The 23,515-nt window shown below is 46.3% G+C and carries 15 protein-coding genes and 1 tRNA gene; 10 read left to right on the forward strand and 6 right to left on the reverse strand.

Going from position 1 to position 23,515, the window contains the following annotated elements:
• Nucleotides 1-1,477 precede the first annotated feature (1,477 nt).
• The 5 genes from STSP1_RS07080 (at nucleotide 1,478) to STSP1_RS07100 (ending at nucleotide 7,846) form a co-directional block, all read left to right on the forward strand.
• Complete coding sequence (locus STSP1_RS07080; RefSeq protein ID WP_226997467.1) at nucleotides 1,478-3,280, forward strand: DUF262 domain-containing protein; 1,803 nt, start codon at nucleotides 1,478-1,480, stop codon at nucleotides 3,278-3,280.
• On the forward strand, nucleotides 3,267-5,822 hold the full coding sequence (locus STSP1_RS07085) for a DUF262 domain-containing protein (RefSeq protein ID WP_161491662.1): 2,556 nt from the start codon (nucleotides 3,267-3,269) through the stop codon (nucleotides 5,820-5,822). Before STSP1_RS07080 ends, STSP1_RS07085 begins: the two co-directional genes overlap by 14 nt.
• 118 nt (nucleotides 5,823-5,940) lie before the next feature.
• On the forward strand, nucleotides 5,941-6,444 hold the full coding sequence (locus tag STSP1_RS07090; RefSeq protein WP_085755688.1) for a PH domain-containing protein: 504 nt from the start codon (nucleotides 5,941-5,943) through the stop codon (nucleotides 6,442-6,444).
• Between the two features lie 186 nt (nucleotides 6,445-6,630).
• Nucleotides 6,631-6,927: a hypothetical protein gene (locus tag STSP1_RS07095; protein WP_085755689.1), complete on the forward strand. Its 297-nt coding sequence runs from the start codon at nucleotides 6,631-6,633 to the stop codon at nucleotides 6,925-6,927.
• A gap of 82 nt (nucleotides 6,928-7,009) precedes the next feature.
• Nucleotides 7,010-7,846, forward strand: a complete 837-nt coding sequence (locus tag STSP1_RS07100; protein ID WP_085755690.1) for an alpha/beta hydrolase — start codon at nucleotides 7,010-7,012, stop codon at nucleotides 7,844-7,846.
• 19 nt (nucleotides 7,847-7,865) lie between these two features.
• Here the strand turns inward: STSP1_RS07100 and STSP1_RS07105 are convergent, their stop codons facing one another.
• The 3 genes from STSP1_RS07105 to STSP1_RS07115 all read right to left on the reverse strand — a co-directional run bounded on the left by STSP1_RS07105 (nucleotide 7,866) and on the right by STSP1_RS07115 (nucleotide 13,728).
• Complete coding sequence (locus STSP1_RS07105) at nucleotides 7,866-11,054, reverse strand: extracellular catalytic domain type 1 short-chain-length polyhydroxyalkanoate depolymerase (protein WP_085755691.1); 3,189 nt, start codon at nucleotides 11,052-11,054, stop codon at nucleotides 7,866-7,868.
• A 96-nt stretch (nucleotides 11,055-11,150) separates the two neighbouring features.
• Nucleotides 11,151-12,002, reverse strand: a complete 852-nt coding sequence (locus STSP1_RS07110; protein ID WP_085755692.1) for a thiamine pyrophosphate-dependent enzyme — start codon at nucleotides 12,000-12,002, stop codon at nucleotides 11,151-11,153.
• A gap of 10 nt (nucleotides 12,003-12,012) precedes the next feature.
• Nucleotides 12,013-13,728 (reverse strand): 2-oxoacid:acceptor oxidoreductase subunit alpha, encoded by a 1,716-nt coding sequence (locus STSP1_RS07115; protein WP_085755693.1) that lies wholly within the window; start codon nucleotides 13,726-13,728, stop codon nucleotides 12,013-12,015.
• Nucleotides 13,729-14,098: 370 nt separating this feature from the next.
• On the opposite strand from STSP1_RS07115, the gene STSP1_RS07125 reads away from it, so the two are divergent.
• The 3 genes from STSP1_RS07125 (at nucleotide 14,099) to STSP1_RS07135 (ending at nucleotide 17,317) form a co-directional block, all read left to right on the forward strand.
• Nucleotides 14,099-14,992 (forward strand): phosphoribosylaminoimidazolesuccinocarboxamide synthase, encoded by an 894-nt coding sequence (locus STSP1_RS07125; RefSeq protein ID WP_085755695.1) that lies wholly within the window; start codon nucleotides 14,099-14,101, stop codon nucleotides 14,990-14,992.
• A gap of 32 nt (nucleotides 14,993-15,024) precedes the next feature.
• On the forward strand, nucleotides 15,025-15,756 hold the full coding sequence (locus tag STSP1_RS07130; protein WP_085755696.1) for an N-acetylmuramoyl-L-alanine amidase family protein: 732 nt from the start codon (nucleotides 15,025-15,027) through the stop codon (nucleotides 15,754-15,756).
• Between the two features lie 64 nt (nucleotides 15,757-15,820).
• Nucleotides 15,821-17,317, forward strand: a complete 1,497-nt coding sequence (locus tag STSP1_RS07135) for a glycosyltransferase family 39 protein (RefSeq protein ID WP_085755697.1) — start codon at nucleotides 15,821-15,823, stop codon at nucleotides 17,315-17,317.
• A gap of 26 nt (nucleotides 17,318-17,343) precedes the next feature.
• On the opposite strand, the gene STSP1_RS07140 is transcribed toward STSP1_RS07135, so the two are convergent.
• Nucleotides 17,344-17,418: transfer RNA gene (locus STSP1_RS07140), tRNA-Pro, on the reverse strand.
• Between the two features lie 266 nt (nucleotides 17,419-17,684).
• Between STSP1_RS07140 and STSP1_RS12510 the strand changes: the two genes are divergently transcribed.
• Both STSP1_RS12510 and STSP1_RS07145 read left to right on the forward strand, forming a co-directional pair.
• Nucleotides 17,685-17,828 (forward strand): hypothetical protein, encoded by a 144-nt coding sequence (locus STSP1_RS12510; protein WP_161491663.1) that lies wholly within the window; start codon nucleotides 17,685-17,687, stop codon nucleotides 17,826-17,828.
• 52 nt (nucleotides 17,829-17,880) lie between these two features.
• Nucleotides 17,881-19,692 carry a heparinase II/III domain-containing protein gene (locus STSP1_RS07145; protein WP_085755698.1) on the forward strand — a complete coding sequence of 604 codons (1,812 nt, stop codon included), beginning with the start codon at nucleotides 17,881-17,883 and terminating at the stop codon, nucleotides 19,690-19,692.
• 96 nt (nucleotides 19,693-19,788) lie between these two features.
• Here STSP1_RS07145 and STSP1_RS07150 read toward each other — a convergent pair whose 3' ends face one another.
• The gene (locus tag STSP1_RS07150) at nucleotides 19,789-21,396 is read right to left on the reverse strand and encodes an arylsulfatase (RefSeq protein WP_085755699.1); all 1,608 of its coding nucleotides are present in this window, start codon (nucleotides 21,394-21,396) and stop codon (nucleotides 19,789-19,791) included.
• A gap of 51 nt (nucleotides 21,397-21,447) precedes the next feature.
• Entirely contained in the window at nucleotides 21,448-23,346 is a 1,899-nt protein-coding gene (locus STSP1_RS07155; RefSeq protein ID WP_085755700.1) for a LamG domain-containing protein, read from the reverse strand.
• Between the last annotated feature and the right edge of the window lie 169 nt (nucleotides 23,347-23,515).

The raw sequence follows: 23,515 nt of genomic DNA on the forward strand, positions 1-23,515 counted from the left end.
CTCTTTTACATCAGAGAAAACATTTTCATAAATGAGGGAAAGCTCTCTGTCGGAAGAACGTTTCACCGCAATACCAAACTCTTCTCCAATGTTTAAATTGTATTTTTGACACAGAGTTATCGGAGGAAGCGGAGGGGAGATATTTTTAGTTGCTAATCAGCACTAATTTTTCACTAATGATTTAAGATAAGTTTTTTTGATGGAGAAAGCCGATTTAAAATTAATATGAAATCTTTATCTCATCCTGTAAATCCTTGCCCCGTAGCCAAAGCGGTTCGGGGTTGTTAATCCTGTCTAATTTATCACATCCTCTCCGCTGATTTTTCTCTAATGATTTTGCTGCTTGCAATCCGCCGCAGGCGGACTTGCAGCTCTGCCACTCTGCCACTTGCCACGAATCTCTCCGCTGTCTCCGCTTACTCCGATGTTTAACTTTCTCTTAAATTAGAGATTAGATCCGCCTGCGGCGGACTCCACGCACGGCTCTGATTGTCGTTAGTATTAAGCAGCGATTTCACGATACGAGATATTTAAACTGAGCCACGCATGAATCCGCCTTCGGCGGAAATAAGTGGACAGCAGATGCCCATCACAGACATGCCGCAGCATTTACGGACTGAGCCGGCCGAATCTTCCCCCGAAGGCGAAGAACAAAGAGCCCCTCCGGAAGGCTCTTTTGTTCGAGACGCCGCCTTTTCTTTTTTATTTCTTTTATTTTTTAAATTATGGTAGACAATTTGTCTATGATCCTCGCCAATCTGTCTATGCTGCACGCCAATTTGTCTTATGTTTACGCCATTTTGTCTATAGCCATTTTGTCTATGTGCCAAATTGTCTATCTGCAATTTTTCGGTATTCTGGCGGTTTAGGGCAGATCGGAAACGAGGCCAAAAAAAACAGAATTTTCTCAATCTGCCATAGCCTATAAAATAATAAGGCCTCTCACCCTTGGCGGGATGTTAAGGGTTTGCGCGAAAAATCCGGGTTTAATAAATGACGGTAATCACATAAAACCCTGCGAGGGAAGGAGTAAGAAAAATTGAAAAATTTTTGTTTTTCGCAGCTCTTGAGCTATGAGATTTTAAGCCGCTAATCAGCACTGAGATTTCACTAATGATTTTGCAACGAGCAATCCGCCTCAGGCGGACTTACAGCTCTGCCACTGGCTATCCGCCGCAGGCGGACTTGCAGCTCTGCTACCCGCCACAAATTTTTTCTCCTTGAAGCGACCGGTTAAAATAGTATAATAATATCATTATGGCAAGATTTCCTGAAAATCAAACCCAAATTGCCGCACCTGCTGAGCCGCCGTGGCTGAGCCCAATATTTAACAGCGCCATCTTCATCCATCCGCCGAAGGCGGGTCAAAACGCCGCCCGCAAACCCCTAAACCGCAAAACAACCGCATATTGCGGAAAACCCAAAGTGTATAAATTAAACTCATATTTTGTATTCGATAATATACAGGAGGTCCATTTTGTGCCAAAAATTAAAATTAGAACCAAAGACAATTCATAGTCTTTTAGGTGAAGAGTTCTTTATCCCTGCATATCAACGTGGTTATAGATGGAAAAAAAGGCAGATCGAAAATCTCCTTGATGATATTTGGGAATTTCAAGCTAATGCTGATTGTATTCCTAAGGAAGGGTTTTACTGTTTGCAGCCCTTAGTTGTTTCTAAAAATAAGGGCAAATGGGAAGTTGTGGATGGGCAGCAAAGATTAACAACGATTTATATTATTCTGTCTTTTTTGGAAAAAGAGCATATTAAGGTTTCTCTTGAAGAAGCGTTTCAAAAACCGCTTTTTACTCTTGAATACGAAACACGACCAGATAGCGCAGAGTATCTTAGGGATATTAATGCTGAGTTGTCTGATAGTAATGTAGATTACTATTATATTAATAAAGCTTACCAAACTATTGATTCGTGGTTTCAGAATAAGGACTTCAATGAAAAAAACGTTTTCCTCAACATTTTGCTTTCTAAAGAACATAAAGCTGTAAAGGTAATTTGGTATGATATTAGCGATGAGTGTAAAGATAATGATTATGCAATTGATGTCTTTACCCGTATCAACATCGGGAAGATACCTCTAACTAATGCTGAACTGATCAAAGCCTTGTTTTTAGGTAAAATCCAGAAGGAAGATGGTAAGGATCAAGATCATGTTGATTTAAAGAGGCTGCAAATTGCTACAGAATGGGATAACATAGAAAATTCACTTCAAAAAGATGATTTCTGGCATTTCATTTACAACGGCACAAAAAACTATGATACAAGGATTGAGTATATATTTGACCTAATGAAAAGCAAAAAATTGAATAAGGATGATCAATTTTATACCTTTGATAAATTCAATAAACAGTTACATAAAGAAAATATAGATAAGGTATGGCTTTCTGTAAAAAAATATTTTCAGAGATTTGAAGATTGGTTTCATAATAGAGATTTCTATCATTACATTGGCTTTTTGATTGCTACAGGAAGCAGTGTTTCAGAGTTAGTGAATCAATCTGCTCAGAAATCAAAATCGGAATTCAAACAGTTTCTGGTAGGGGAGATTAAAGAAAAGAGCACTAATGATATAGATTCTTTGGATTATGGTGAAAATAATGATGAAATAAGAAAGGTTTTATTGTTGTTCAATATTCAGTCGCTATTAAATAATCCAACGTCATCAAGCCGGTTTCCATTTGACTATTACAAAAACGGCATGTGGGATTTAGAGCATATTCATTCCATCAAATCTGATAAACCTGTTGTTGAAAAGCAGCAACGTGAATGGCTAAAATTAGTGCTGGAATATTTTATCGGCTATAACCAAATAAATGAGCAAGCTTCAATTAATAATTTACCAGAGAAAGAGAAAAAAATTGCAAGTCAAATTGAGCAGGCCTTGAATTATAAAGAGAGCGATTTTACGGCTATTTATAATAATGTAATGGGATTCTTCAATAAATCCGAAGAGTCTGGAGAACCTGAAGATATTGATAAGATCTCTAATTTGACTTTACTTGATTCTGGCACCAATAGGTCTTACAAAAACGCACCTTTTCCCGTGAAACGAAAGATTATATTATCCAAAGATACAAGCGGTACTTTTGTCCCTCTCTGCACCAAAAATGTGTTCATAAAAGCGTATAGCTCGAGGTTTGATAATTTGATGTACTGGCAGCAACAGGACCGCTCGAAGTATCTAGAAGCAATCAAAAAAACATTGGCCGATGCTGGTTTTATCGAAAAAAGTGCAATTGAAGGAGATACCAATGACAATCAATAATAGCTTAAAAGAACATAGCAAACAATTAAGTTTTTATCAACTTATCTCAGAAAATAAGCTTTCAATTGAAATACCAATAATTCAGCGAGATTATGCACAGGGTAGAGCGTCTAACAAAAGCATAAGGGAATCTTTCATAAATGTTTTGCATAAGCATGTAACAGGTAATAGTAATATTGACTTGGATTTTGTGTACGGAGAGATTACAGGCAATAATGAAGATTGTTTTGTTCCTTTAGATGGTCAACAAAGGCTTACTACACTATTCTTGCTGCATTGGTACTTAGCAACCAAAGAAGATAAGTTTAAAGAATTTCAAGAATTTATGTTTGCTGATGATTCAGATAGCAAGTCTAGATTCTGTTATGCCACTCGTGCAAGTTCAAGCGAGTTTTGTACAGCGTTAGCTAAATGTGATATTGATTTTGGAAAAGTTAACGCAGAGAAAGGCGAGGACAGACTGTCAAAAACTATAAAAGATATGCATTGGTATTTTGAGTCTTGGGATAATGACCCAACAGTTAAAGCCATGCTTACGATGCTTGATACAATTGACGGTAAATTTAAAGATACCGAAAATTTGTTTGATAGGTTATTGGCAAAAGATAAACCAGTAATAACGTTTAACTTTCTCAACCTAAAAACACTAGGGCTCACCGATGATTTATATATAAAAATGAATTCTAGAGGAGAACCGCTAAGTGATTTTGAAAACTTCAAGGCCAAATTTGAGCAGTGTATTAAAAGATTTTCAAACGAACTCCCAGAGTATGAACTTACCTATCATCGAGGATCCCGAAAAGTAAGAGCTCATGAATATTTTTCCCATAAGATAGATACCAGATGGTCAGATTTGTTTTGGAAATACCGCAACAATAAAACGAATACATTCGACAAAGAGATAATGAATTTCATCCAGACAGTTATAACAAATAATTATGCATTATCTTCAATTAAGAAAAAAAATGAGGATACCGAAAAGGTTATCAGAAAACTGCGTAGCGATGAGTTAGCAGAGAAGAATCAGGCCTATTTTTATTATGAAGAGATTGGATGTATTACTAAAGATTTGATTGAAAATCTAATTGCAATATTTGATTTGCTTGAAGGCGGAAACGATAAGATTAAAACTTATCTTGAAGATAGCAGTTATTATGATGAGGATAATGTTTTTGAAAAAGCAATCGCTAGATCAACTACTTATCGAGATAATTTACGGTTCTATGCTTTTTATGTTTATCTCATTCAATTTGGTAAAGATGATACTGGATTAACTGATTGGATAAGGGTTGTCTATAATTTAACAGAGAACACGATATATGATAGTTCAGGAGATTATATAAGAGATATAAAAATAATTAACCTTCTAGTAAGTAAAGGTCAGGAAATATTAAAATATTTAGCCAATATAAACAATTCTATTGAAGGCTTTTCTATTTTTCAAAAATATGAAGAGAGAGTTAAGGCATCTCTGATTCTGAAAAGTCAAGAGTGGCGTGAAGCTATAATCACTATAGAAAAACATGACTATTTCAAAGGGCAAATCGGTTTTATTCTAGAGTTTGCCGGAATAACTGAGTATTACGAAGAAAATGGGCATTGTAATTGGGGGCAAGAGCTCAACTCTCGATTTTTAGACAAATTTAAGAGTTATTCGTCAAAAGCAAATTCAGTATTCAGTTGCATTAAAGATGGGTCTAAATCTATTAAATATCTTTGGGAAAGAGCTGTACTTACAAAGGGAGATTATATGATAAAAACCAGTGCATGGAGACGCAATCTTCTGAGCACTAACTCTAGAGAATATAATATCCCTAGAGATTTTAATTGGAAAAGGCTTTTAAGACTACCTAATAATCGAAACTATAGCTCTAAAGATGATTTGGAAGAAAGAGGCCTCGTTAAGGCTGTGTTTGATGATGTAATGTTTGATGCTGATAATATAGAAAAATCTTTGTGTGATATATGTAAGACAGCTTTGAAAAGTAATACCCTTAAGCCATGGAAAGTATTATTGGTTAGGGACCCTTGTTGTATAGATTATTGTGGCCATGGCTTTTTGAGAATTGAGTCGGATTATAATATACAATTGCTGACTAAGGCTCGTCTTAGTAGCTGGCATGCAGAATTATATTCTTATGCCTTTTTTAAAAAATACTTAGAAAACCGTGATTTTACGCCGTTTGAATACTGCAAGTATGAATATGTAAGAACTGAATTGGGGCGGGCCCACGCAAAAATTTATGGTTTTATTTTTGAGGATATTAAATTTGAGATAAAAATAACTTTTTGTAGTGATAGGCAAAGTTATAAGATTTCTTTTGTTTCTTTTGAACCTAAAAATGAAAACTCAATACAAAATGAAGACAGGCCTATAGAGTGTACTCATATCCCAAATGCAATTAGAGATATATTGAATGAATCAAAAATGACAGAGATAAAAAATAAAAAATTTACTAAATATGCAAATACTGAAGAAGAGGTAATTAATTTAATAGAAGAGCTTTGCGAAAAATTAAAACACATTATTAATGGCAATTAGTTTTGCGTCTACAAAAACCTTTTTATCAATATGCCCTAATTCAGCAGGGTTCAGGCTGCGATGCGGGGAAATGCCGGCGGGGCCTGGCTGATGAAGCAAATATTATGAAGGAGTTATTATGGAATCATCTGTGGTTTTTGGAGCCCCTTGGAGCGGCGCTTTGAAGGGGATGACAGGGCTTTTTTCTCTGATTCTTGCCGGCATTGCGATTGTTGGCATATTTACAGGCCCCGAAGGTGATGCAACGTGGACATTGAGCATGACAGCAATGCCGCTTGCGATACTCATCATTTCGGCCTTTTTTATGATTCGCGGCTATGTCCTCACAGAAGACGCTCTTCTCGTGCAGCGCCTCGGCTGGAATTCAAGCTTAGATTTAACGGGTCTTATTTCAGCAGAGGCTAAGCCTAAGGCAATGGCCAAATCAATACGTAAATTTGGTAATGGAGGGCTGTTTTGTTTCGCCGGCGCATTTTATAATAAAGCTCTCGGCTCCTATCGTGCTTTTGCCACAGACAACAGCCGCACAGTTGTTTTGAAGTTTGCCGAACGCACGGTTGTGGTTTCGCCGGATAAGCCGGAGGAGTTTGTAACACAAATCAAAAATTTCAAAAATCTTTAAAAAACTATATATTAACCTATTCCCAAATAGCATGTTGAGGTTTTTGGCGTGAGATGGCAGGGATAAAGAGTGCTAGGCAATAGATAACGTTTGGCATGTCTCATACCATGCTTATGGAAAACTATTTAGCTGCTTACAGGTATTATAAAGAAACCATATAACCTTTATTAGTTGAAAGAAATGACGATGAAAACAGCAATGTCTTGGATACACTTTATCTGCTGCGTAGTCTTTTTAATATGGACTCTCTATGCCTTGCTTGAATATGGTTTGAGAGATAGTGAAGGAATAATTGTAATTTTATACGCCTTACTTACAAGCGTAACGGGAATCTACTTATTCGTAATCGAGCAAAAGCAGGATCATAAACAACTTAAAAAGATCAGAACCGACAACAAGATTATTCAGGCAAAACTTGAAAGATTAAAGCTTCAACAAGAGCTTTCTTCCAAACAAAGAGAAACCAACGAAAAATCTAATTAAAAAACTATGCACAGCTTCTGACTTATAGAATATAACCCCTAATTCAAAATAGAATGCAAAAAAGGGTTCAAGGAGATATTCGATGAAAACTGCCCCGAAGCTCGCAATCATTCTCGCCGCTGTTTTGTTCTCGCTTCCAGCGATTGCGGCGGAGAACTACAAAACCGAAACCGACATCCTCTACCGCAGTGCGGGGCAGGCCGAGGCAGACAGCTATATCAAGCAGCGCTGCCGGCTTGATGTGTACTACCCGGATGAGGAGGGCGTTTATCCGAGCGTGGTATGGTTTCACGGCGGCGGGCTCAGCGCCGGAGGCAAATACATCCCCCACGAGCTCAAGGAGAAGGGCGTTATCGTTGCTGCTGTGAATTACAGGCTGCATCCGAAGGTGAAATCGCCGGTGTATATCGAAGATGCCGCTGCGTCGATCGCCTGGGTGTTTGAGAATATCGAGAAATACAACGGCTCGCGCGAGCAGATATTCGTTTCCGGCCATTCGGCGGGGGGCTATCTCACCAGTATGGCAGGGCTCGATAAGAGCTATCTGGCGGAATTCGGCATCGATGCGAACGATATCGCCGGCCTGATCCCCTTCAGCGGGCATACAATCACCCATTTCACCGTCCGCAAGGAACGCGGCATTCCCGGCACGCAGCCGATAGCCGATGAGATGTCTCCGCTCTATCACGTGCGGAAGGATGCACCGCCATACGTGATTATCACCGGAGACAGAGAGCTGGAAATGCTCGGCCGCTACGAGGAAAACGCATATATGTGGCGGATGATGAAGGTTTGCGGGCATAAACAAACCAGCATCTACGAACTCGAAGGCTACGACCACGGCGAAATGCCCCACGCCGCCTTCAAGATCCTCCTCGACTGCATCGAGAAAATATTGAAGGAAAAGCTGGATTCATAAAACCACGCAAGGGATTATTTTAGCTCGCCGTTTCAGCCTTATTCTCTACCTTTACAGGCTCAAGGCTGCGGCTTGAGACATTTAAATCAAGATACTGATCTGCTTTCACTTCTCTGAGCGTAAATTTCTCGCCCGAAGGCAGAAAAACCCTAACCTCTGCCAGCTCATTTTCCCCAAGGCCGAAGTGTGCCTCAAGCGGACTTCCGGATTTATACGAATGTTCGGCGTATATCCCTCTCGTGCCTATCCTTTCGCCGTTTTCCGGCTCGAAAAGCTCTATTCGTGTGCCGATAAGGGCGGCATGGGATATCCCGCTGAAACGCAGACGCAGCCAGTGATTATCTTTAGAATTGCGGGCACCTGTATTCAGATACACCTTATCCTCATAGCGATGTCTCGGGTTGCCCTCCGGAGCTGTGTTGTCCGGATCGCCTGATATAAACAAATCAACGAGTCCGTCATTGTTCAAATCAGCAGCCTCGCCTGCTATTCCTGTGCTGTCTATGCCGGAGAACGTTGTGGGCTGAGGCTCAAAGCTCTCTCCATTTTGATTGAGAAAGAGAATAGCCCTGGGCTCAAGAAGCTTTGCCTCCCGCCTGTCTATAGCCACAAAATCTATAAACGTATCGTTATTGAAATCGGCGAAAACCAAATCGCCGTAATACGGACGGAAATCAAGCGGCGCTTTGCGTGAAAGCCCCGGCTGAGACTTATTCATCTTACCCCTTGGGATTGTGAATTTCAGCTTTTTCGTAATTTCATTTTCAAAAAACTGGTACCAGTACCTGTATGAATGATTCAGCGCATCGAAACTGGTTTCTCCTGAGGCCTTACGAAAAGAGAAACCTTCTTCATTCAGCCATAAACAGGCCGCAGTGTCTTCGGTTTTGGGTGTGTAAAGGAAGTCTGTACCGTCCACCGCTGCGGCATCGAGAAAGGAGTCGTTGTTTATATCTGCAAAAAACAGATATGCCAGCCCCGGGGCGGTTTCTGCGTTTTCAGGGACATAAATCTGCTTTTGTTTGTCATATTTTAGGCGAGCCTCGCCCGCCATACCATTATCAACGGACTTCTCGAAACGCAGCTCGCCGGTTTCGGCAAGCATATTCCGCCATGTAAAAACCCCCTGCCTGTATTCGGCGGGAGAAAGCGGGAGATTTCTTGCGTTATAATGTATATTGATAAGCACATGGGTTGACTGGAAAAGGTCCAGATCCCCGTCGTTATCGATATCCCGCAGACTCACTTTCGGCCCAGCCTTGTCCTTCTGCGGATTGTTGTAAAAGCCTCCGAAATCTGGGGCTAAGTCTGAGCCGCCAATATCCTCATACCGTCCTGAAGCGAAATCTCCATCCTCAGGGCGGTAAACAAAGAGAGCGGCCTTGGATATCCCCTCGAATGCGTTTGTTGTGTTGTCCGCCCCCACTGCTATATCAATCCAGCCGTCCTGATTAACATCCCCGAGAGAAGGCTGGCGATTGTATGCGCGTTCATTGAGCACATTGAGCTTTTCAGATACATCCTTGAAGGTATTATAACTGCCCTCAGCGAGAAAAAGGCTGCATCCAACAGCTTTATGCCCTTTGCGGCGCTTGTTTCCCATGCCGGGGAACTGTCTGGAAACGAAAAAATCGAGCAGGCCGTCGTTGTTGAAATCTGCCGCTACAGGCACCTGACTGCCCCTCCAGCCCTGCCCGAAATCATCCGGCTTTGCCGGCGAGCCGTTGAGGGTAATCTCTTCGCTGCGAAATTCAAAACTGCCGTAATTCATCATCAGGCGCAGAGTATCTCGGGGGTTTTCACGGCCTTTCATCTCTTCTGCAAGGATAAATGGAGGCGTTGTAACTGTAAGGGCATCGAGGTATCCGTTGCCGTCGAAATCTGCGAAAGCTATGCCGTTTGTCCCTTCAGGGAAATCGGTCAGCCCTGGAACGTGAACAGATTCGAACATCTTTCCCCTGCCTCTGGCATCCCTTGAGGCATCCGTATCCGGCATCACCTTTGGCTCTCCTGCGGTTTTGCTGGCGGCGTTTTTCTCTTCCTTTTCAGGCTTAGGGTGCTTCTTAAAGAATTCCCACATCATATCGTTTGCGGATATGTCCATAGTTGAGTCGCCCAAAATGGCAGTTGTAGGCGGTCTGCCTGGCCATGTATGCCCGCCTCCCTTAATCTCCACAAGCACCACCTCGGAGCCGTTTTTTCCGTCATCCCACACCTTCTTGATGCTTTTCATCCCGTCCTCTGCCCTGTCAGGGAGATTGGTAACAGCAGGTCCATTTCTGCACTGGTTTGCCTCAATCCAGCAGTTAATAGAATGCTCCACAGAATGGAAAGGGGCTGCGTCTTTTTTTCTTATTGATTTTTTCCCGTAGCCGCCTTCGAATGGGGCATTCTCATCCCCAGTCCCATGAAAGTGAATCACTGAAACCGGCTCGGAAGGCGTGCATTCCTGAGTTCCCATAGGCCCGGCCACAGGAGCAATCGCTGCAATCTTTCCGGCAAGCTCAGAGGCGAGATAGTAAGACATTATTGCACCGTTCGACATGCCCGTTGCGTAGATTCTGCGCTGATCTACTGCTGCATGGGCTTGAATATCCTCCAGAATCGCCTCAACAAAGGCAACGTCGTCAATACCGTTATTCTTTGCATACGCGCAGCAGTTCCCGCCGTTGAAGGTGAGGAAACGGTCCTCCATAACCCCGGAACCGTACGGATAGACGACTATAAAACCCTCCTCATCAGCTTTGGAATTGAGCCCGCTGAGCCTTATCATACTCCGCGGATTCCCGCCGCCTCCGTGAAACGCCAACACCAAAGGAGCTGGGGCGTCTTTGTCGTAACCTTCGGGGAAATGAACAAGGTATCTGCGCTCTTTGCCGTTTACAGTCAGCTCTTTTATCTGATCTCTTGAGGCGGGCTTATTTTCTTCAGGCTCAGAGGTTCTGTTTGTTCTCGAAAACCCTTTCAGCTCTTCAATAGTAAGATCGCCGCTTCCGTCCGAATCCGCTTTGATAAGAATTCTTTTAAGCCTTGGATAATCATCAAGCTCTTCAGAAGACAGCTTGCCGTCTGTGTTTGCATCTATTCGAGAAAAAAGCCTTACCCCTGCACTGCTTGAACGTGCAGACAGGACCGAATCAATACAGACAATCCCTGCAAAAATCGCTGAAGCAATCATTCCCGCTCTAAATGTATCAAAAACTGCCATATTTCCGCCTTTATAGATAAACCGTTAAGTATTTGTTTTACTGCTTAGACGCTTTACAGGCAGAAAAGATTTCAAAAATCAGCGAAAATAATATTTTTATGCGAAGCTCTGGATCAGCGAATCGAGCTTATCGGTATCAAGGCGGTTTTCATAGAGCGGTTCTGGGCCGGCAGAGATATTCTCCTCGAAGCTCGGCTTCTCTTGAGATTTATACAACACGCCCATCGGGAGCTTGTCCTTCTTGCATGCGAGGCTGAAGGCCTTGTCTCTGTCTGAGGGGTCGTGCGAATCCTCTAAGCGGTAGGTGTTTTCCTTGAACCACTTGTAATTATTCACCTTATTGAAGCTCGGGCAAGGCTGAAGCAGATCAACCAGAGCATAGCCATTATGCTCCACGGCCTGCTTTATTATATCCTTTGTGAGCTCCTTGTCTGTTATGCTGGTTCTGGCGACGAAACCGGCATCAAGCCCAATCGCCACGGCAAGCGGATTGAACGGCTCAAGCACGACGCCGTTAATCTGAACGCCGGTTTTGAAGCCGCGCCGGCTGGTTGGCGAGGCCTGACCCTTGGTAAGGCCGTACACCATATTGTCGTGCACAATATTCGTGATATTCGGATTTCGGCGGATTGTATGGATAAAGTGATTCCCGCCTTCGCCGTACATATCGCCGTCTCCGCTTTCCGCTATCACAGTAAGCGAGGGATTGCTCGCCTTTATCGCTGTGGCGGGGGAGAGAGCCCGCCCGTGCAGGCCGTTGAAGAAGTTCGTCTTCAGATAATGCGGAATCTTGGCGGCCTGCCCAATACCGGAAACCAAAACCAGATCCTTCGGAGCAATCTCGAGTTCGGAAAGGGCGTCTTTCAAAACGTCTAAAATTGAAAAGTTCCCGCAGCCCGGGCACCACGCAATGTCTATATTTCCCATATCAAATTTTTCAGCACTCATTTCTCACCTCTTAAAACATCTCGTTAATCTTTTCTGAGAGCGTATCTGCTGCGAACGGCAGCCCGTCGTATTTGAGAATCTTCTCGTCGGGCTCGAAATCTAGCTGGAGCTTCAATAGCTTTGCAAACTGCCCTGTGGCGTTATTCTCCAGAACGGCCGTTTTCTTGGCCTTTTTTATGGCGGCAAGGGCATCCTCAGGCGTTGGATACACCTGACTGAAATGAAGCATTGCCGTATCGCCTCTTTCCGAGAGCTCGATCGCCTCTTTCACGATATTGTAGTTCGAGCCCCAGCAGATAATAAGATTTTCGTAATCTTCTGCGCCCTCAAGCGAAGGCTGCACGTAATCGGCCTTTGCGGCTTCAAGCTTTTTGAGCCGCTTATCGTTCATCTTCACCCTCAGCTCAAGGTCTTCTGTGATCCTGCCCTGCTCGTCGTGTTCGTCGCTGTCTTGGCATACAAGCCCATCGCCGAAGCCCGGAACGCCTCGGGGGGAAATGCCGTTTTCGGTGAGCCTGTAGCGGAGGTAGTCCTTATCGGTTTCAGTGATATGCGGGCTGTTATCGAGCCCGTCGAGGCTGAAGGTTTCTGTGTTGTAGTATGAATCCATAAAGTACTGGTCTGTGAGGATAATCACAGGCACCTGATACTTATCTGCAAGATTGAAGGCCTTTTTCGCAAGACTGAAGGCCTCGCTCAGCGTTCCCGGGGCGAGGATAATACGCGGGAATTCGCCGTGGCCGGAATATAGGGCGAGCTCGAGATCGCCCTGCTCTGTTCTGGTGGGAAGGCCTGTGGCAGGCCCGGGCCTCTGGGCAGCGTGCATCACGAGCGGGCTTTCCATCATCCCCGCAAGGCTGACGCCCTCGCCCATCAGCGCAAAGCCGCCGCCTGAGGTGGTGATCATAGCCCTCGCACCGGCATACCACGCCCCGATTGCCATATTAACCGCCGCAATCTCATCCTCGGCCTGCTCGGCAAGCAGCCCAAACTGCCCGCCCTGCTGAGCAAGAAACGCAAGAACCGCTGTTGAGGGAGACATGGGATAAGACGAGATGAAATTGCATCCGCCGGCAAGAGCCCCCAGCCCAACGGCCTGAGCCCCGTTCACGAGCATTTTGCCCTGAACATCAGGCTCGCCGGAGAGTTTCAGCCCTGCCCCGAAATCCTCAGCGGGCTTCTCTGCCATCTCGAAGCCTTTTTTAAGTGCCTGCTGGTTTTTTTCGATTATCTCATCGGACTTGCCCGCGAAAAACTTCTCCAAGGGCTCTTTGCCCTTCTCTGCGGGTATGCCAAGAAGCCTTAGCAAAGCCCCCACGGCCACCGTATTTGCATACACCTTACCGCCGAGGTCTTTGGCCGCCTGAGAAAAGCCTGCCTCAAAGAAGCTGCCTTTATCGCCGAAGCCCTCGAGAACCTCCTTTTCGCCCATTATCAATGTGTGCGGCGAGATCCTTTTGGCCAGATGCCCGCCTGCGCTTTTATCCAGCGCCGCCAACACGTCTATCCTGTTGATAAAAGACCGCACAGGCCCCGCTCCAGCGCGAATGAGAGTGGAATTAGTGCCGCCTCTGATGCGAGACATATACTCCTTCGTGGCAAAGACATTCCAGCCGGAGGCCTTGAGAATTGAGGTTAGCAGCTTTTCTACCGTCTGAATACCCTGACCTGCCTGACCGCAAAGAACAATCGACACGCCTGCATTTTTATCGCGTAATGCGTTCATCTTATCTCCTCTTTTCGCCTAATCTGTTTCCCGCCGAATACTAATACGGCAGATGAAATAATACATTACTTAACCATATATAGCATTATAACGGCCTTTGTTCAAGAAAAATCGAATTCTAACAGGCAAGTGAGCGACAATATTTTTTGGCAAAGCTTTTTTAAGCCGAATCTCCCCGCCTGCGGCGGACTGGTTCAGTGAATAAAGAGCAATAAATTCTGCAAAGCATTGCAGCACGATAATTTGCATTTTGCACAATAAAATTGTCTCACACCGCCAAGCAGAAAAAAGGGGATTTATATTGACTCGGCAACCCTGTTTCAATAATATACTCCGAAAAATCTGATATATTAATGAAGGGTTTGTGCTTATGTCAAAAACTATACTTCAAACATCCATTCCCGGTGCCAAGGTGCATCGCGGCAAGGTTCGTGATATCTACGATGCCGGCAATAAACTTATTATCGCAGCGACAGACAGAATCAGCGCATTTGATGTTGTGATGAAAAACGGCATTCCAGGCAAGGGAACAGTTCTCACGCAGATATCCAAATTCTGGTTTGATTTCTTTGAAGACGATATAGAAAGCCATTTCATAACCGATGATGTGAGCAATTATCCCGAGCCCTTCAACGAACACCCCGACCAGCTTGAAGGCAGGAGTATGCTTGTTCGCAAAACAGAAGTTCTCCCGATAGAGTGCATCATCAGAGGCTATATCACCGGCTCAGGCTGGAAGGATTATCAGAAAAGCGGTAAGGTGTGCGGGCACAGGCTCCCCGAAGGGCTTAAAGAATGCCAGAAGCTGCCCGAACCGCTCTATACCCCATCAACCAAAGCCGAATACGGCAAGCACGACGAAAATATCTCCGTTGAGAAAAGCGCGGAGATAATCGGAAAGGAAGCTGCTGAATACGTAAGCAGAAAGAGCATTGAAATCTTCGAGAAAGCCGGCAGATACGCCGCAGACAAGGGGATTATACTTGCCGATACAAAATTCGAATGGGGCAGATACGAAGGGGATATTATCCTCATAGACGAAGTGCTCACGCCTGATTCCTCAAGGTTCTGGCCGGGAGACGATTACGAGCCCGGAAGACCTCAGAAAAGCTTTGATAAGCAATTCGTGAGAGACTATCTCGAGAGCGTCGATTTTGATAAATCCGGCGAAGGTATAGAACTGCCGGAGGATATTGTAAGCAAAACCAGCGAGAAATATATAGAATGCTTCGAAAAGCTTACAGGAAAAACTTTTTCTTTCTAAACTTAACAAAAAGATCAGAAAGGTATTGAAGCGTGGCTGCTAAACGGATTTTAAGCGGGCTTGTATTCCTGCTGGCAGGGGCATTTCTTGCAGGCTGCAGCGCTCCGAGCGCTCAGGCTCCTGTGGTAACAGGGAGAGACTCGCGGCTTGAAAGGATTCAAAACAGAACTCCAGACTACACTTACCAAGAGCCCCGAACATCTCGTTACGGCGGGGATTCTATCAAGGGCAAAACCTTCATAATTGATGCCGGACACGGGGGCAAAGACCCCGGCGCCCTCGGCAAGGCGCTTTCAAGGCTGGATGAGAAACAGATCAACTTAGATACAGCTAAGAAAGTGGCATACTATCTCAAACAGAAAGGGGCGAGGGTTGTTATGAGCCGCGATGACGACACCTTCATAGAGCTCAATTCCCGAGCCGCCCTTGCAGAGCGGCACAACGCAGACGCCCTTATCTCCATACACGCAGACTGGTGCGGAACGCCAAGCGTTTCGGGAGCATCTTTCTTCATAGCCCGCTCGGCTGTTGGGCAGAGCAAAAGGCTCGCATCAGCTTTAGAGGACGAATTCAGAGACAGAGGCCTTCCCGTACGCGGTGTTAGGCGGGCGGATTTCCGCGTGCTCGTGAAACACAGCAAACCCTCCACGCTCATTGAGCTTGGATTTATGTCTAACCCGGCCGAGGCCAAAAAACTCAGCAGCAGTTCATACAGAACCAAACTGGCAAAAGCCATAGCTGCCGGCATTGAGCGGGCATACTGAAACTCGAGGGAGAAATGCAGCTCGAATCCGTTTACAAACATCGCTCAATGAAGGGATTTTGCGGATGAGGGCTCTGCAAAACAAATCAAAGCCCATCTGGCGGGATATTGTTCTCTTAACAGTCTCAGCGGGGCTTCTTCGCTTCTTTATGCTCGGGCAGGAGAGCTTCTGGATAGATGAAATGGCCACATTCCACCGCGTTTCGATGTCTTGGGAGGATATGTTTGCCCGCCTGCTTGAGCTCAAATACCACCCGCCCCTTCACTACTGCCTCGCAAAGCTCTGGTGCGGGATAGCGGGATATTCGGAATTCTCGCTGAGATTCATATCCGCCCTTTCAGGGATGCTCGCTGTTTCATTTTTCTACCTCACCGCACTGAAGCTTGCCGGCAGAAAGGCAGCGTTATTCGCTGGGTGGATGTTTGCAGTCTCTGCATACCATATCCAATGGGCGCAGGAGGCAAGATTCTATTCGCTTATGGGGCTTCTAACCTGCGTTTCGATGTACTTTTTCGTTCGGCTTATTGAAAAGAGAAACCTCGCCTCGCTTCTGGGACTATCGCTTTCCTCCGCCCTGCTTTTATACAATCACTACTACGGCATCTTCGTTATAGCTGCGCAGAACCTTGCAGCCCTCACGCAGATCATAATCGAAACACGCAGATCGGGGCGCTTGAAAAGAAAAGATCTTTTCGGCTGGATATCAAGCCAGCTTTTTGCCGCTGCCTTGTTTATCCCGTGGTTTGCAGTATTGCTTCAGGGGCTAAGCAAATACGGAGGCGGGACAGGGGTTTTAGAAAGGCCCGGGATAATCCATCTGCTTGCAGCGCCCTATTTCTTTGCGGGAGAAAGCCTCGTGCTTGCGGCTGTTTTTGCAGGGCTTTTTATGCTGTACCTCTGGGCGGTTTACAAAGCCGCCGGCAGTATGAAAGCTTTCGCCCCTGAGCTGCTCAAAGACCATATTGCCATTTGGTGGCTGATTGGGACGGTGATTTTGCCTTACGTTTTCTCTCTCATTGCTGCGCCCGTATATTCAGGACGCTATATACTTGCAGGTTCGTTTGCGTTTTTCATCCTTGCGGGCAAGGCCCTAAGCCGGCTTGAAGGGAAACGGCTGCTTTTCGCTGGCGCTGCTCTCTTTATTGTGATGAGCGGTGTTTTGGCTGATTACTACATCGGCCCGTTCAATGAAAACTGGAAGGCAGCAGCCGGAGAAATCTCAGCACAGGCAAGTCCTTCAGAGACAGTTATAATCCATCCGGCCTTCTGCAGAAAGGCCTTCAACTACTACTATGCCGGCGAGGCTGAGGTGGAAGGATTCCCGCTTCTCGATCAGAAAATTGAGGGCAAAGGCCCCGCTGTAACCCCTGAGAACGCCCCGCTTATTCATCGCCAATCAGAGGGCAGCGATGGGGTTTGGCTGGTTTACTGCCACAGCTACGATCCAAATTATCTGCTCGTTGAAAAGCTCAAAAAGGACTTCAGACTCGAAGAAAAGATTGAACTGCATAAGATTGAGATCTTCCGCTTTGAAAAATCGCTGAACGTGCCGACGGATTGAGCTGGATGGGCAGTAATCAGATAAAATCGGGGCGAGAGGATTTGAACCTCCGACCTTTGCGTCCCGAACGCAACGCTCTAGCCAAACTGAGCCACGCCCCGATAGAACAGCAGATTGTAATATTTGAATACGATTAGTCAAATACTATCATCCCGAGATAAGCCTCGTGTGTGCGACAATATTTTTTGGTGGAGCTTTTTAAAGCCGAATCTATCCGCTTGTTTTCCGCCGAAGGCGGACAGGCTCTTCGCCTTCGGCGGACTCCACGCACGGCTCTGATTGTCTTTAGTATTACGCAGCGATTTCACGAAACGAGATATTTAAACCGAGCCACGCATGTAGGCCCGCCGCAGGCGGGACGGAATAAGTGGACAGCAGACGTTCATCACAGATTGGCCGCAGCATTTACGGACTAAGCCAGAGGCTTACAGAGGCACACGGAAGGGCACTGCCTGTTAAACCTTACATCTCCACCAATGTTTTAAATCAAGCTTTCAGCGAATTTGCATAATTTTCTTTTCTGCGTACATTATAATGAACAGGAAATTTTTAAGGAGATTCTTATGTCTGCATTACGTTTGGCAGCGGCGGCTGTTTTGATTTGCTCTTTTGCTCAGGCGGGGGCGGTTGATGATTTCTCTATAAGCGAAAAGATCAAAAAAAGCCACCCCAGAATAACTTGGACAAAACAGAGACAGGAGCGTTTGAATAAGCTCAGGGGGAAGAGTAAAGAGCTTTCAGCAATGTATCATGGGGCGCTCAGGCAGGCGGAAAATATGCTTGATTTAAGGCCTGTGGAGGAAAAGAAAATCGGGCGAAGGCTGCTCAGCAAATCCCGAGAGACAATCGAGCGTGTGCTCTATCCTGCCCTGTGCTACCGTATTACTGGCCAGAAGCGCTTCCTCAAAAGTGCAGAAGCCGCAATGCTCAACGCCGCCGGCTTTAAGAGCTGGAATCCTTCACATTTTCTCGATGTAGGCGAGATGAGCTGCGCACTGGGATTCGGCTTAGACTGGCTCTATAACGACCTGCCCGAAGATAGCCGAAAGATAATAGCAGATGCGATTATTGAAAAAGGCCTTAAGCCCTCGCTGAAAGGAAAGCACTGGTGGGCAAGGGCAAATATGAACTGGAATCAGGTTTGCAACGGCGGGCTCACAATCGGGGCGCTTGCTGTTTATGAAAGGGCTCCTGAGATTGCGGGAGAGGTTATCAAAAGAGCGGTTAAAAATATCCCGCCTTCAATGGAGGTTTACGAGCCCAACGGCTCCTATCCCGAAGGCCCGGGCTACTGGAAATACGGCACGTCTTACAATGTTATTTTCCTCGATGCCCTCCAAACCGCCCTCGGCACCGATTTCGGGCTCTCGGAGATGGAAGGCTTCAGCAAAACCGGCGAATTCTACAGCTTTGCCACCGGACTGAGCGGGAGATACTTCAATTATTCCGACGGCGGCAGCGGCAGAAACTTTACACCCGCAGCGTTCTGGCTTGCCGGCAGATACGATAAACCCTCTTGGACAGACCACGAGATCGATGAAATTTCCCATTTCGCCAAAGGCGATTTCTCAGGTACGCCGCACGGAAGATTTTTCCCTCTCAGCCTGCTGTGGGCAGAAGAAGATATGCTCAAAAACCACAGTAATACATCCGAAAATGAATATTTCAGCAAAGGGATCAACCCAATTGCCATATTTCGTACAAAGCATTTCTATCTCGGCCTCAAGGGCGGAACCCCATCAGCCAACCACGCCCATATGGATGCCGGCTCGTTTGTGCTCGATACTGAAGGCGTAAGATGGGCTGCTGACCTTGGCTCCCAAAGCTACCACGGCCTCGAGAAAAGAGGAATAAAGCTTTGGCAGGGCTCGCAAAACGGTCAGAGATGGACAATTTTCCGCCTCAACAACTACTCACACAACACCCTCGTGGTTGACGGGAAGCTCCAGCGGGTGAAAGGCTTTGCTTCAGTTGGCAAGCCCTCGCCAAACAGCAGGCTTGCAGCACAAACCGACCTCAGCGAGATATATGAAGGCCAGCTTGAATCTGCGATTCGAAAAGCAGAGCTTGTTGGCAGAAATGCAGTAATAAAAGACAGCCTCTCTGCAGGCGATAAAGACCGCACTGTTCGCTGGGCGTTTATGACAAAGGCAGATATTGAAATCTCAGGCAGCTCGGCCATTCTCAAACGCAAAGGCCAGGAACTGAAATTCAAGGCGATCTCGGATTCATTCGTTCCCAAGCTTGAGATTTACTCGGCCAAGGGGCCAAGAGAATACGACGCAGAAAACAAAGGGGCAAAAATGCTTGGATTTAAATTTGAGCTCAAAAGCGGCGAAAAAGCTCAGCTCAAGGCAGTTTTTACGAAAAACTAAAATCATATTTATCAGGCAAAATCAAAAAGGGCAGAAGGTAAATCCAATCCCGCTGCCCTTTATAATGCCCTTTTTGAAGCTTTCCGCTCAACGCGGCTACCAGTATGAAGGCGGTCGGACATTGCATTTTGCTGCCCATGTGTTGTAATCGGCTTCCAGCTCTGCCACCTTATCCGGATGCTCACTTGCCAGATCATTCGTTTCGGTTCTGTCTGCCTCCATATCATACAGCTCCCATGGCTCATTGGCCACAGCCACTAATTTCCATTTGCCCTTCCTGCAGCAGCGATGCCCTTCATGCTCAACGCAGATATAATCGTGCCCCGGACGTGTTCCTTTGGTGAAAATCGGGGCGAGGCTCTTGCCTTCCAGCGGGGTAATCTGATGGCCGTCGTACGTTTCGGGGTACGCCGTGTCGGCGAGGTCGAGACAGGTTGCCATAATGTCTGTAATGTGTCCGGGTTCCGGGGTAATCATCCCATGCTTTTTGATTTGAGCCGGCCAGTTTGCAATCAGGGGGGTTGCGATGCCGCCTTCGTGAGCCCAGTGTTTGTATCTCCTGAACGGAACATTGCTCACATTCGCCCAGGACTGCCAGTATGCAGTCATAGAATCGGCCGAGCCTATTTTGCCTTCCTTTTTGTTGTAGTGCTCTGCGCAGGCGCCGTTATCAGCGAGGAACATAATCAGGGTGTTGTCTCTGATATCGAGCTCTTCGAGCTTTTCAACCAGCTTGCCGATATTCTGATCCATTGAATCTATTTGAGCAGCATACACCGCCATACGCAGGTCCATCTCGTCCTGATCAACACTGCTCCAGTCCAGCACGCCCTGATCGGGCTCAGATATATCCCAGCTCGGGTCTATAATGCCCATCTTCTTCATACGCTCGAATCTCTCAGCCCTCACCCCTGGCCAGCCTCCTGCGGCCTTGTATTTGCCGCGGTATTTCTCTATGTCCTCCGGTCTTGCGTGCAGAGGCCAGTGCGGGGAGGTGTAGGCAAGGTACATAAAGAACGGCTCCTGCTTCTCTTCGGCCGCCTCTTCGATGAACTTATTTGCATACTTTGTGAATTCGTCTGTTATGTAGAAGTCGTCGTGATTTGCATCGATCTTTTTGTCGTTCAAAACGGTTACATTTGGATTCATCCTGAAATAGCTGCTCGCCCCCACGATCAGCGAGAAGGATTTATCAAAGCCTCGCTGAAAAGGCCAGTGCCCTCTGTCTCTGTCCTCGCCAACGTGCCATTTGCCGGACATCATCGTATGATAGCCGCCTCGTTTGAGCCCCTCAGCGATTGTGATGCATTCCTTGTTGAGCCCGTCTGTGTAGGCGGGGCTGTTGAGATTTTCACGCTGATTTTCCGCCCACTTGTCTGTCATCCAGCCAATGCCCGCCTGATGGGGGTGCAGACCTGTGAGAAGAGACGCCCTTGTGGGGCAGCAGCGGGCGCTGTTGTAGAACTGTGTGAAACGGATTCCCTGAGCTGCGAGCTTGTCGAGGTTGGGGGTTTGAACCTCAGAGCCGTAGCAGCCTATATCCGCAAAACCCATGTCATCTGCAAGAATCAGGATGATGTTTGGGCGGTCGGATTTGCTTACCTTCATCTTGCTGTTGGCAAAAAAGGTTTGCCCGCTCACTGTTGAGCAGAAGGCTGCGCCGAATGCGGAGCCGGCTAATTTAACAAAATCTCTTCTTTTCATAAAGCTTCCTGTATGTTAAATTTGAATATACCATAATTTTTCCCGAAATTCTTATTTATTTGAAGGGCGTTTGATATCCAGCCCTATCGAATCAACAAAAACTGTTCCGCTGCCCGTTTGCCCGGAGCCAGCCTCAACACCGATCTTCAAAGAGCTGATTTGCGTAAGATTCACACCCTCTGATTCAAATTTGCTCAAAGGGATCCTCACCTTTTCCCAAGGGGACCACTTTGGCTCCACAAGCTGCTTCCCGCTTTTTGTGCAGGTAATTTTTGCCGCCTGACCCTGCAAATCCTCGATCTCAATGTAAAGAAGGGCGGGGTAGTTCTGGGGGGTTCCGCGAAAAAAGAGTTCCATCACCTCCGCTTCGCTATCGAGCCAGTTTTGAGGCTCATTGAATTTTCTTTTCGCCTCGCAAAGCTTCACCATAGTGTCGTAATCGAGCCTCATAGACTGCCCGTCTGCCTCGAAACTGAGGCTTATAGAAGCGGCATTGGAAGGTTTGCCGCCGCCATCCTGCCAGAAGCTTTCCAGCTCAGAATTTTCTGTGTATTTATCGAAGTATTCAACCTTTATCGGCGAATCATAAAGCAGTGGCATAACCTCGCTCACCCCCTCCATCTCGGGCTCGCCGGGTTTGTATGCCCGAACTTTGAAATAGTATTGCCGGCCAATGGCAAGTTTGCCCTCTTCAGGCTTCCAAGAAGGCTTTTTCAGCCCATTTGCTCGTTCTGCGATTTTCTGGAAATCTGAATCTTCCGCAATCACCGCCTCGTAAACAGGGTCTGAAATATCACGCGGAGGATCCCAAGTGAGCTTTATATCGGGCAGCTCGCCGTTTGCTTTGAGCTGGGATGGGCAGGCCTTGAGCCTTTGGGTTGTGAATTTCCATACCCTGCCCTTCCAAGGGCTTTCGGAGAAGTCTGCATTGCGCTGGTCAACCCGCCAGTAATACGTTCTTAAAGGCCTTAATTCGATTTCCTCTTCTGATAAATCTATCCTGTATCGGCCGATCTGCCCGGAACCTGTGAGCCTTGCTGTCTCCAAATACACGCCCATCGGTTTTTTGGGGCTTGCCCTTGATACGTCATAATAATTGTTCCCGAAATATAAGTCCTGCTGTTTTGAGTGTATCCCCGCCAGCCACGAGAGCGAATCTATTGAAACAGGCACGTTCTGCTCGTTTGCAGGCATCGGGCTCCATGCAGTTTTCTGACCCATATCCTTTATCACCTCGTCTTCTGAGAGGGCGGTATCATATATCTTTACATCCCCCAGATATCCGACCATCGCCTCGCGTGGAGGTTTGCCGCTGCCGGCCTGAGCCGCTCCGCCCAGGTGCACATACCCGTCCTCGCCGTTGATGCGGGTGTTTATGATTTGGTTTACCCCGGCGGTTTGTTCTCGCTGGCGCCCATCGAAATAAAACTTCACTTCAGGCGTGCGGGTTTGTCCGTCGCCGTTGAAATCATCAATCACCAAAGCTGCATAATGCCAGCAGTTCAGAGAGATATCGCCTGCATTCAATGCAAGCGCATTGCCATTGGCAACCTCAAAACGAAGCCGCTGGTCTTCTGCAAGCAGGCGGAAATATTCCCCGCCTCGGCCTGTCCCGCCGTATTGGAGCAGTGTATGGCGGTGTTTGCTGCTGAGCAGATAAAACCATACCGTTATCGTGCGAGGCCTCCCGCCCAGAACGCCGCGGGAATTTGTGAGTATCCAGTCGTCCCCGTCGAACTCCAAAACGCTGCCCCGCTGGGAATCGCTGTACCAGCTCGGGCCATGCTTTCCGCTCTTGCCCGCCTGCATCAGCGTGCCTGAGCTTTCAGCTTTACCTATACCCGATATACTAAAACCGCTGCCTTCGTTAAGCTGCCAGTGGTTCACAAGCTCAGCCTGAGCTGAAAAGCCGACAAAACAAATAATTACAAAAAGAATCTTCAGCTTCATATATAATCCTTCAGATGAATCTTGAGCTAATAAGTATTTCAAAACTTCTTTGCGTTAAGCTCTGGCCATAGTTTACCAGTCTTTCATCACCTGTTAATATGAACAGCTGCGGGATTTTTGCAATTTTTCTTAAGATTTATTCTTCATTGCATATCCGGGGCATCCCTGT

It is taken from the genome of Sedimentisphaera salicampi (assembly GCF_002117005.1).
Taxonomy (GTDB): domain Bacteria; phylum Planctomycetota; class Phycisphaerae; order Sedimentisphaerales; family Sedimentisphaeraceae; genus Sedimentisphaera; species Sedimentisphaera salicampi.

Coding starts and splice junctions, on each gene's coding strand:
- STSP1_RS07090 (WP_085755688.1), top strand. CDS start 5,941: ATGGAATCATCTGTGGTTTTTGGAGCCCCTTGGAGCGGCGCTTTGAAG.
- STSP1_RS07150 (WP_085755699.1), bottom strand. CDS start 21,396: ATGAAAAGAAGAGATTTTGTTAAATTAGCCGGCTCCGCATTCGGCGCA.
- STSP1_RS07135 (WP_085755697.1), top strand. CDS start 15,821: ATGAGGGCTCTGCAAAACAAATCAAAGCCCATCTGGCGGGATATTGTT.
- STSP1_RS07125 (WP_085755695.1), top strand. CDS start 14,099: ATGTCAAAAACTATACTTCAAACATCCATTCCCGGTGCCAAGGTGCAT.
- STSP1_RS07145 (WP_085755698.1), top strand. CDS start 17,881: ATGTCTGCATTACGTTTGGCAGCGGCGGCTGTTTTGATTTGCTCTTTT.
- STSP1_RS07115 (WP_085755693.1), bottom strand. CDS start 13,728: ATGAACGCATTACGCGATAAAAATGCAGGCGTGTCGATTGTTCTTTGC.
- STSP1_RS07105 (WP_085755691.1), bottom strand. CDS start 11,054: ATGGCAGTTTTTGATACATTTAGAGCGGGAATGATTGCTTCAGCGATT.
- STSP1_RS07085 (WP_161491662.1), top strand. CDS start 3,267: ATGACAATCAATAATAGCTTAAAAGAACATAGCAAACAATTAAGTTTT.
- STSP1_RS07100 (WP_085755690.1), top strand. CDS start 7,010: ATGAAAACTGCCCCGAAGCTCGCAATCATTCTCGCCGCTGTTTTGTTC.
- STSP1_RS07155 (WP_085755700.1), bottom strand. CDS start 23,346: ATGAAGCTGAAGATTCTTTTTGTAATTATTTGTTTTGTCGGCTTTTCA.
- STSP1_RS07095 (WP_085755689.1), top strand. CDS start 6,631: ATGAAAACAGCAATGTCTTGGATACACTTTATCTGCTGCGTAGTCTTT.
- STSP1_RS07110 (WP_085755692.1), bottom strand. CDS start 12,002: ATGAGTGCTGAAAAATTTGATATGGGAAATATAGACATTGCGTGGTGC.